At 37.7% G+C, this 9,473-nt stretch carries 15 protein-coding genes; 10 read left to right on the top strand and 5 right to left on the bottom strand.

The genetic code is table 11. The features are described 5' to 3' along the window. The first annotated feature begins 144 nt into the window (after positions 1 to 144). The 10 genes from NWE95_02000 to NWE95_01955 all read left to right on the top strand — a co-directional run bounded on the left by NWE95_02000 (position 145) and on the right by NWE95_01955 (position 6,240). Positions 145 to 402 carry a hypothetical protein gene (locus tag NWE95_02000; protein MCW4002673.1) on the top strand — a complete coding sequence of 86 codons (258 nt, stop codon included), beginning with the start codon at positions 145 to 147 and terminating at the stop codon, positions 400 to 402. Positions 403 to 572: 170 nt separating this feature from the next. After that, positions 573 to 695, top strand: a complete 123-nt coding sequence (locus NWE95_01995; GenBank protein MCW4002672.1) for a hypothetical protein — start codon at positions 573 to 575, stop codon at positions 693 to 695. Between the two features lie 190 nt (positions 696 to 885). Then, complete coding sequence (locus NWE95_01990) at positions 886 to 1,101, top strand: hypothetical protein (protein ID MCW4002671.1); 216 nt, start codon at positions 886 to 888, stop codon at positions 1,099 to 1,101. Between the two features lie 53 nt (positions 1,102 to 1,154). Continuing rightward, on the top strand, positions 1,155 to 2,024 hold the full coding sequence (locus NWE95_01985; protein MCW4002670.1) for a CPBP family intramembrane metalloprotease: 870 nt from the start codon (positions 1,155 to 1,157) through the stop codon (positions 2,022 to 2,024). A gap of 73 nt (positions 2,025 to 2,097) precedes the next feature. After that, entirely contained in the window at positions 2,098 to 3,231 is a 1,134-nt protein-coding gene (locus NWE95_01980) for a hypothetical protein (protein MCW4002669.1), read from the top strand. After that, on the top strand, positions 3,210 to 3,662 hold the full coding sequence (locus NWE95_01975; GenBank protein ID MCW4002668.1) for a hypothetical protein: 453 nt from the start codon (positions 3,210 to 3,212) through the stop codon (positions 3,660 to 3,662). The genes NWE95_01980 and NWE95_01975 overlap by 22 nt, the downstream gene beginning before the upstream one ends. Positions 3,663 to 3,738: 76 nt before the next feature. Then, positions 3,739 to 3,972, top strand: a complete 234-nt coding sequence (locus NWE95_01970; protein ID MCW4002667.1) for a hypothetical protein — start codon at positions 3,739 to 3,741, stop codon at positions 3,970 to 3,972. A gap of 145 nt (positions 3,973 to 4,117) precedes the next feature. Then, entirely contained in the window at positions 4,118 to 4,975 is an 858-nt protein-coding gene (locus NWE95_01965; GenBank protein ID MCW4002666.1) for a hypothetical protein, read from the top strand. 9 nt (positions 4,976 to 4,984) lie between these two features. Next, positions 4,985 to 5,680, top strand: a complete 696-nt coding sequence (locus NWE95_01960) for a hypothetical protein (GenBank protein MCW4002665.1) — start codon at positions 4,985 to 4,987, stop codon at positions 5,678 to 5,680. Between the two features lie 56 nt (positions 5,681 to 5,736). After that, positions 5,737 to 6,240, top strand: coding sequence for a hypothetical protein (locus NWE95_01955; protein ID MCW4002664.1), 504 nt, complete (start codon positions 5,737 to 5,739; stop codon positions 6,238 to 6,240). Between the two features lie 273 nt (positions 6,241 to 6,513). Here the strand turns inward: NWE95_01955 and NWE95_01950 are convergent, their stop codons facing one another. The 5 genes from NWE95_01950 to NWE95_01930 all read right to left on the bottom strand — a co-directional run bounded on the left by NWE95_01950 (position 6,514) and on the right by NWE95_01930 (position 9,359). Continuing rightward, the gene (locus NWE95_01950; protein ID MCW4002663.1) at positions 6,514 to 7,020 is read right to left on the bottom strand and encodes a hypothetical protein; all 507 of its coding nucleotides are present in this window, start codon (positions 7,018 to 7,020) and stop codon (positions 6,514 to 6,516) included. A 9-nt stretch (positions 7,021 to 7,029) separates the two neighbouring features. Then, complete coding sequence (locus tag NWE95_01945) at positions 7,030 to 7,485, bottom strand: hypothetical protein (GenBank protein MCW4002662.1); 456 nt, start codon at positions 7,483 to 7,485, stop codon at positions 7,030 to 7,032. A gap of 2 nt (positions 7,486 to 7,487) precedes the next feature. Then, positions 7,488 to 8,129, bottom strand: coding sequence for a hypothetical protein (locus NWE95_01940; protein ID MCW4002661.1), 642 nt, complete (start codon positions 8,127 to 8,129; stop codon positions 7,488 to 7,490). After that, entirely contained in the window at positions 8,126 to 8,407 is a 282-nt protein-coding gene (locus NWE95_01935) for a hypothetical protein (protein MCW4002660.1), read from the bottom strand. Before NWE95_01935 ends, NWE95_01940 begins: the two co-directional genes overlap by 4 nt. A 646-nt stretch (positions 8,408 to 9,053) precedes the next feature. Beyond that, positions 9,054 to 9,359, bottom strand: a complete 306-nt coding sequence (locus NWE95_01930) for a hypothetical protein (protein MCW4002659.1) — start codon at positions 9,357 to 9,359, stop codon at positions 9,054 to 9,056. Positions 9,360 to 9,473: the final 114 nt, after the last annotated feature.

Raw genomic sequence — 9,473 nt, 5'->3', positions numbered from 1 at the left:
GCTTGGGTCTGCTAGGCTTATCGTTTTTATCACCTTTGTTTAGTTTCTGGGTATTCCAATTAGAAAGGAATTTAATAAGTTTAGTTTCGGCTACGTTTCATGCTTATTATCCGTTTTGTACAAGTATATACTGTGGTGTAGAATATGAAACTAATTATAGATATATATGAATTGGATAAGATATATAAGATAGCGGGACAGAGGCTAAATCCCAATTCATATATAGTTTGCAGGGACATTAGAGGTAATATCACTTTTATACCGTTTAAGACTAGCAGACACTCACATGTTATTGTTGTGGCCGTGTCTAATGAGAAAGATTATGATAAGGTGGCTGAATGGGCTAGGAACAAGGGTTTTGAGATTCTTGAAAACTGTATTGCTATGCCTACAGAGGGTTAGCCTATGTATGATAGGTGTGAGTCTGAAGAATATGATTTTGATTGTTGTATTAGGTGTACAAGGTTTTTGGATAGTGATTTAGAGTTTGACTATGATTGTTATGTGGAGTGTTGTTATTCTGGTTGAATAAAATACTTTTTTTATACCTTTTTCTTTTATTGGTGGTGTGAATGAGGGTTGTTGTGTATATGTTTGTTGTGGTCTATCCTGAAGATGTGGAATATGATGGTGATTTGGAGATAGAGCTTATTGAGATGTTTGAGAGGTGGATTGACAAGTATTTCTATAACTGATTTTTAGTAAGGTTTTTATTCTACAGTCTGTAAGTGTTTTTTTGTGAGACACATGTCTCAAGAGCAGTATATAACTGTTCAGAGGCGTAGTGCTACACCGTATCTGCTGCTAATACTGGTAATAATGAATGCTCTAAGCACATTCATGGCGTTTACCTATTATCAGAGGGTTAGCGAGTTGGAGAAGACTGTGGCTCTACTCAATATGAATGTTGTTATGCTTTCACAAAATGTTAATCAGTTGTCTCAGTCATATAGACCTGTGGCTATAGCGTTTGATTACTATGTGAAAATGACTATGGCTAGGATGCTGTCTGAGATGTATAACATTAGCTTTTCGGATGCTCTAGCTATGATAGAGAAGTACTATCCATATGCTGCTGCAGCTAACAAGTCTTCTACATAGCTTAAGCATATATACCTTTTTTCTATCTTTTTTCTATTAGGTGGTGTAGATAAATGATAGCTAGGAATCTAGCTATAATTTGGTCTTTGGTTGCAGCAGCACTATTTGTAGCTGAATATGTTGTTCCTAGCGATATCAATAGCGTTTTAGCGGCTCTAATACCTATGCTAGGTGCTTTGGGGGTTGGCTATTGGCTGCATGAAAAGAGGGATCCTAGGTTTACGCTGTTGTCTAGCAATACTATTGTGATATTATCGTTTGCATCTTTGTTGTTGCCAGTATATGCTTTGGTTAAGGGTCTTATACCAACTGATATGGCTATTGCTATCTATGTGCTGTTCACTATATTGGCTGTTACATTGGCTGATGTAGAAGATGTTCCAGTTATTGAAAATGAGTCCTCTTCTGCTAGAGGCTTTGCCTATGGTATTGGTGTAGGTGCTCTAACATCTATAGTAGCATATCTAATTTACAATAGTTTTGGTGGTGCTGCTAGTTTGTTGGTTGGCTATTTGCCGTTGCAGCTATATGAATACTTTGGCAGTTATCTAGCCCTGTTTATGCTTATGCTGTTTGTTGTGGCTGTACCTGAAGAGCTGTTCTTTAGAATCTACTTGTATAAGGTAGGTAGGTTTGCTGTTACAACTGTTCCTGCTGCTCTTGTATCAGGTGCTGCTTGGTTTGCATTGCATGCTGTTACTAGAGCACCTGATTACATGGCTTTGGTTGTGTTGGGTATTGTAGGTGCTGTGCTATATGCTGTCTACGGTCTATACGGTTTTATCGGCTCTGTGGCAGCACATGCTATGTATAATGTTGGTATAGTAATGATATATGATCTGGGGTTTGAGTATGCTGCTATAGCATTGGTCTTAATAGCAGTTGCTGCTATTGCTGTTGGCTACAAGGTTAAGGCTAGTTAGAATATGGTCTTTGTCTATAAACCAAGATCATTTTTTACCTTTTTTCTATATTTAGTTCTTATTAGGTGGTGTTATGGCTAGAGCTAGAGGTGGTGTTATGGCTAGTGTTGTTATTCGGCAGCAGCCTTTAGCAGAACCACCACCATACTTTTGGATAAATGGCTTGGCTATGTCTGTGTTTGGCGTACTTATATACTATAGTAGATATAGTGTAGAGGCTTTTGGTCTGTCTATAGCTGCTTTGATATCTCTTATACTAGCTATAGTAACGGAGGCTGCTGCTAAGAATTGGTATAGTGAGTTGGCTAATTTTGTTACTGTAGCGTTTCCGTCTTTGGCTCTAGGCTATTTTGCAGCACCTTATATTGTTGTTGTTATGAGGTTCTTTGCTGATGTGTTTGTAGGTTTTGGAAAATATTTGGTGTCTCTTATAGATCCTAGTAGGGCTATCATTATCTTTCCTGTTGTGGCTGCTGCTATACCACTAATTACAGAAGCTATAGCTGTGTTTGTTAGGAGTGCTTATTTCAGTATTACGCTGTCTTTGCTTGGATATCCTGTTTTGGCTTTTGCTGTTTCGTTACCATTGGCGGTTGGTCTTGTGGCTTTCATTAGCTATGTCTATGTATCTTATATGATATACGTGGTTTCGGTTGCTATTGTGGTTTCTGTGAAGGCTTTCATAAATCTTTTGGATACTCTAGCGTTTTTGTTTGGGTTGGCTGTTGCATTTGGTGCTGGCGTGGCTATTGTTAGGTTTGTTCCAGATTTTGCTACGGCTCTTAGCAGCTCTATAGTAGGTTTGGCAGGTGATGTAGAGGCTGATTTTAGAGAAGGTGTTAAGAGGTTCTATGTTCTGTCAATATTTAATTATGTGTTTTACTTTGTGCTTGGCTATGCTGCTTATGTAAAGCTCTATGATTGGTATGCTCTAATGTCTGCTGCTATAGCTGTTATAGCTACTGCAGACCTGTCTCTAATGTCTTTCTATATGCTTAGGCAGTATCCCAATGTTTCACCGAGATTAGCTAGGAGAGTAGTGTATTTGGCAAGCGGCGTGGAGGCTATTGCTATGCTTGTTCTTGTTATGTCTAATATTGGTATTGATGTTATATTTGCAGCTGTTAATGATACTATAAGCAGATTAATACCTTTCTATAATTTCTCTATAGAAGAGGTGATAAAATGGATACTAAGACCGCTTTAACAATATTGTTTGCTGTGTTGCTTGTGCTAGGTGCTGGTGTCTATATAGCGTATAGGCTAGGCTATATCAGGTTGTCTTTGGCGGGCTCTGTAGTTGTTGGTAATAGTACTAGTGTCTCTGATACTGGTTCTAGCAGCTCTAATAGCAGCTCTGCAGTTGTTGATGCTGTGAATAATAGTTTTATGCCTAGGCTAAACACAACTTTTAGCGGTTTTGTAGAGGCGTTTAGAGGTTTTGTATCTGGTATTGCTAGGAATATTACAACTGGTAACAGGCTAGATGTTATCATAAACGCCTCTGTATATGCTATCATTTTCATAGTTGTTGGTATATTGGCTGAAATGCTTGTTAAGGTTGTAAAGTTTATTTGCTATGGTCTAGCAGCAATATCTATTATAGTAGCTCTGTTGGCTCTGTTTGGAATAATATAGTATATATAACAGTCTGTAGAAATAGAAAGATTTTTTAACAGATTTTCTTTTCTCTATTTATTGGCAGGTGAAAAATATGGCTGAAAAAGAGCTTTTAGAGTCTATTAAGAGAGACTATGTTAATACATACAGTTGGAGGCTATGTAGCTTCCTATTTAGTGCATTTCCAAACGAGGCTAAGCAGCACTTTGGCTCTATAGAGAACTGTGTTAAAGAGGTAGCAGATGACGCGGAACAATGGTTCGAGAAATGGGCTCCTAACTACATATCTGGTATTGTATCTAGAGTTAAAGGAATAAGAAAGGAATAAGGTAGCGTTTTTAATCTAAAACCTTAATCATTTTTTATCTATTTTCATTAGATTTCTACAGTTAGGTTTCAGGCTACGTGTTATCGAGCTACCTAACTATTAGCTTATATATCTATTGAAAATTGTATTATCTTAGGTGAAAACCATGGCTCTGTTAGAGTTGTCTATTGCTGCTGCTTTTACGGCTCTACTAATCTATGTGTTTGGTAAGGTTAGCGAGTTGGAAGGTGCTACGGCTGGTTATGCTTTTACAGTATATCCTTGGTTTACTACTTTTCCTGAAACTATTTCTACTGCCTATTATGCTGTTAGAGGTCTTTACACTACTGCTATGGTTAATGGTGTGTTTTCTGCTATTTTTGATATGTTTGCTGCTTTTGGTCTGTCTACTCTTGTTCATGGCGAGAGCAAGTTTCATAATAGAGACCTAGGTCTTTTGGCTGTTTTGGTTGCTTTGCTGTTTATAGTGCTAGATTTTGATGGTGTTGTTACTAGGGCTGATGGTGTTGTTATCTATGCTTATCTAGCTGCTGCTATGGCTTATAGTGTTATAAAGTATGGTTCTGGTCTTAGAAGGGTTGGCGGTTTTGATGTTGTTAGGATTGGTGTTGGTTTGCTTGGTTTGGCGGTTAGCGGTTATCTGCTAGGTGTTATTGTAGACAAGATGGTTCCGTATATTGGGCAGGCTATAGGCGGGCTTATTTCGGCTGTGGCTACTAGTGTTCCTGATTTGGTGGTTGCTTTAATCTATGGTGTTAGGTCTGAGGTTTCGCAGGCGGAGATTTTGGGTTGTATACTACATGATTTTGGTGAGAATATGGGTACTGCTGCTTTGGTGGCGGGTATGCTTGTTGATGGCAGTCCTTTGCTTACTGTTGCTATTGTTTCTGCTACTGTTGCTACTCTAATGGTTATAATGTCTTATGGTAGGGTTACTAGGTTTGAGGCTGTGTTGGCTACATTAGCGTTTATAATTTGCAGTGTTATCCTATTTTTCTTTTAGGTGAAAAATATGAGGGCTGTTGTAGTAGGTGTTATATCTGCTATACTAACGTATTTGGCTATGGTATTGGTGTTTGGGCTAGGTCTGACAGATGCTATGTATATATCTCTTACTATTGCTACGGCTGCTGCTAGTGCTATAGCTTTATCGGAGAGAGAGGCTAATCTTGGTGTGGTGTCTGGTTTTGTTGCTATAGCTATTATTGCTACTTTGGCTAAGTATGTGATGCAGTTGGATATTGGTGCTATATTGGTTAAGTTGCCTAGTGCTGAAGTTGTTATACCTACTGATGTTTTGCCTTACTTTGCTGTGGCGTTTGTTGGGTTCCTAGCATTTGCTAGGGCTTTGAATTGGTCTGTAGGTAGGACTATGCTGTTTGTGATAGGCTCTATAGCTTGGGTTGCGTATTTTGCTGTTGCAGATGCTTTTGCTAGGCTAGTGGCTCTAACAATTATTGCTATATGTGCTGCTATGCCTCTTGTTGCCTATGAGGAGAAGAGTAGGCTTTTAGCTGTTGTTCCAACACCTATTGTGGCTACTGTAAACTTAAGCTATTTTGATGTTGGCGGACTATTTGTGCTACCATTGCTGTTTGTGGCTGTTGATCCTACAGGTAGGATAAACAGAATGGCTAGAGACTTGGCAGCTATTGCTATCCTAGCTTTGCTGCTTGTACAACTTGTAGGTGTATCGTTGTCTATATAAAATCAATAAAATTTTTTAACAGATTTTCTTTTTCTCTTTTCTTAGTAGGTGGAAAAATGGAGAAGGTAGTTAGAGCTATAGGAACACTATTGTTAGTTGCTGTTGTAATACTATCGGTGCTAACATATGCTGGTATCTTTAACCTTAGTCAGGGTTTAGAGCAAGTAAAAGATGGGGTGAGTAAGCTTGTGACATGGTTTGGTCTTAGCTATGAGCCTCTATATGATTTTTGGTATACTGGTAACTGTAGCAGGGTTGGCGATTATGTGTATAGTTGTGGTGGTTTTGTAACGTTTACTTTTAGGGCTAATACCACGGCTGTTAGGATAGCTTTTTGGTCTGATAAAGGAACTGTGTATGTTGGTAGTAGCAGTTTTGCTACGTATAATGTGGTGTATCAGGATAGTAATAAGGTTGTTGTTGATTTGTATCCTATGAAAGGCTATGTAAATACTCAGTATTGGCGGGTTCCGAATGTTGTGGCGGTTTATGGAACGCTTGATATTAATGTTTATGGCGATAGCTTTATGGTCTATTTTGATGTTAGACCATTGAAATAATTTTTTATGGCTGTGTTAAAAGGTCTATCAGGTCTCTTTTGTGTGTGTTGAAAATGTGTATGTATACTTTTTTGAATTCTTTGCCGCAGAATGGACATATGCCTTTTTCTGATATTTCTTTGATTTGTTGTAGCTGTTGTAGCTGTTTCTTTGATAGTTTTACTCTTTCAAAGTAGTATTTTCCTTTTGGCTGTCTGTGTGCTAGGTATTGTATTATGCTTGTTATTACTTTGTCTATTTCTCTGTAGCTTCTGAGTGCTATTTTGTATCACCTTATTGCTCTATGCATATGTCTTCTAAGCATTGGTTTGCTGCTTTTGCTATGTTCTTTTTCTCCTGTTTTTCTCTTACAAATTCGTTTAGCTCTTCTGATTTCTTAGACCTTTTCCTTTTTTTGCTTGTTCCTTCTGATTCTGTTTTTCTTCTGGTTGCTCTTTTAGGAACTTTTAGACCTACGTCTTGGTAGTGTTTTAGCCACTCGATGTATTTTTGTGGAACTGGTTCGACTTCTAGGTCTGCTATGTCTACTAGTGTTGGTGTGTCTATTCTGAATATTCTGTTTGTTATGTAGCTGTCTTTGCAGTCTCCACAGAATGTGTAGCCTTCAAATGATATTGCTGTGAAATCATTTGATTTTACAAAGTCTTTGAATTGTGAAGAGTCTACAAATTCGTTGCAATGTGGACAGCTCTCATTTACTATGAATATTTTTAGTGTGTCTGGTTTTTTGGGTAAGCCTAGCTGATTTACAATTGATAGAACTGTTTCTAGGTCTACCATTTTATCACCTTATGTTATTTGTGTTACTGAGGCTAGGGCTGTTGTTATTGCTATGTCTAGTTCGTGTAGGATTCCTATCAAATTGTCTTTTGCTATGTATATGCCGTTTCTTGTTATAGACCTAGACAATATAGCACCTATTCTAGCTAGTACTATTTTGGCTCTTGGATGGTCTGTTCTAACAGCGGCTGCTAGGGCTATTGTTGCTAGCAGCTTTATCTTGTTTAGACAGTCTGGTTCTAGTTCTGTGAATGGTAGAACTGGGGCTATGTTTGGTAGTGTGTAGATGTATAGTTGTTGTCTCATTTCAGGTGTTATTTTCTGTGCTAGCCCGTATAGTGTTATCAGTTTGTGGTGTAGCCACACTTTTGTTAGGATATCGTGGTTTAGTGGTAGTGTTGTGCTATATTCTACACACCTTATTGTGTCTTCTATTAGGGCTGATACGTTTAGTTCTTTTACCATTTTTATCGCCTCTTAAACATTTCTTTTAGTTTCTGTAAAAAGCCTTTCTTTGGTGGTGGTGTTGGCTGTGTTGGTTGTGGTTGTGGTGGTGTTGGTGGCTGTGTTGTAGCTAGTATTGATTCTACTAGTATTTGTAGTTCTGGTGATGCTAGCCCTACTGCTTTTTTGTAGAACTCTATGTATTTGTCTAGTATTCTTGAATACTCTTTGTGTAGCGATTCTACAATGTTTAGTTTTTCTCCGAAGCATTCGTTTATCTTTGTTTTTAGTGTTGCTAGCTCTAGTTTCATAGCCTCAAACAAGGCTTTGTAGTAGGGCTCTTTTTCTTCTGCTGAAACTCTTTTTATGAATTCGGTGTATGGTAGCCCGTATGAGATGTATGCGTAGCCTTTGTATGCCTCTATGTAGCCTGATATAACTAGGACCTGTAGTTTGTTGTATATGAATCCTGTTATTATGTATGGTCTGTAGTCTGCTGCTATTATCTTGAATTGTTTTCCTAGTAGTTCTGTAGGTGGGAATGCTGCTATGCATTCTACGTCTAGCTCTACGTGTGTTGGTAGCTGTTTTTCGTTTAGTATTCTAAGTGTTATGCTTCTGCCGTCTACGTCTATTAGATGCATTATTTTTAGCTCTCTAATCACCTTCTAACCACCTTTTTTGCTGCTTTTCCTATTTTGGAAAAGAATGAGTCTACTGATTGTTCTAGCTCTTCGGCTTCTAGCTCTATGTCTATGTCTTCTAGCTCTTCTGTTTGGGTTGGTCTTGCAACTTGGAGTATCTTGCTGTAGTAGTCTATTATTACTCTAGCATATGTTGCGGGGTCTGTAGGCTGTTTTGGCATTCCAACTAGGTTTGCGATTGCGATAAGAATCTCTTTGTCTTCTTCTGGAACTTTCTTAAGTCTAAACTTGTTGGACACTATAAGCACCTACAGGTTTTACAGTCTGTTAGTAGCAAATAAATCTATGTCTACATGTTCCACGGTTAGGTAGCAGTCTACGTGTTATCGAGATACCTAACTATTCTATAAATAGTATATGGTTAGGTAGCTTAAGCGGGGGGTCTGCACACCTAACCATAAACTTACATTACATAAAATATGTATAGCTACATTATAGCGTTCCATTTGCAGCGGTATATAGTAAGTTTCTGGTTGAACTGGTTTGATTAACCTCTTTTACATGCGTTTTGTATATTTGTCTATTTCTTCTATGCATACAAATACAATTGAACGGTATAGCAATGGTGCTTTTCTAAATGGAAATAGTCTTATTAGGTATTGTTCTCTAAACCTAGATTTTTTTCTTGATACTGTTTTTGTGTCAAAAAATATCATTTTCTTTCTTTCAATATCGCTGTATACGTATACATTAACAAGTTTTGATTTGATTAGTTTTTGTTTAACAATTTTTGTGATGTATACACTCATATAGGCTCTATCCTTTACTAGGCGGCTCTTTATGCATATCAATTTGTTTATTCACCTTGAACTAGTTGTGTACTACCTAGTAACTATTCTCCTACTACTTGATATATATCATTTAAGGCGGGTTTTGTGTGTTGGGCTAGCGGGAGGCGGGGGTTTGTTGCAAGATACATATCTTTACTCTTATGTTAGGTATTTCTGCTAGGCGTCTTAGCACCTTTGAGGTTATTAGAAATCCATAACTGCTACCTATTTTCACGGCTCTACGTATTAGTATTAGTGGTGTGTCTGTCTCGTTTATGTAGATAGCTATTAGATATGATTTACCTCTTTCTATGGTGTTTTTAGGAACTGTTATGGCTACTCTGTTTTCACTTATTTTGATTAGCTTTCTGTTTTCTACACATGTTGTGTTTTCCAAGATGCATTCAAGTAGTTTATCCATTTTCTACACCAATCTTTATAGCTGTAGAAACACTATATAAGCTTCTCTATTTTTTGGGGGTTTGAAAATGAGTGAAGATGATATTGTTGAAAAGATAATTGAGCTGCTAGAGAG

The sequence above is a fragment of the Candidatus Bathyarchaeota archaeon genome (genome assembly GCA_026014725.1).
Classification (GTDB): Archaea; Thermoproteota; Bathyarchaeia; order Bathyarchaeales; family Bathycorpusculaceae; genus Bathycorpusculum.
The sequence above is the reverse complement of the archived record's forward strand: the minus strand, read 5'-3'. Positions and strand labels throughout refer to the sequence as shown.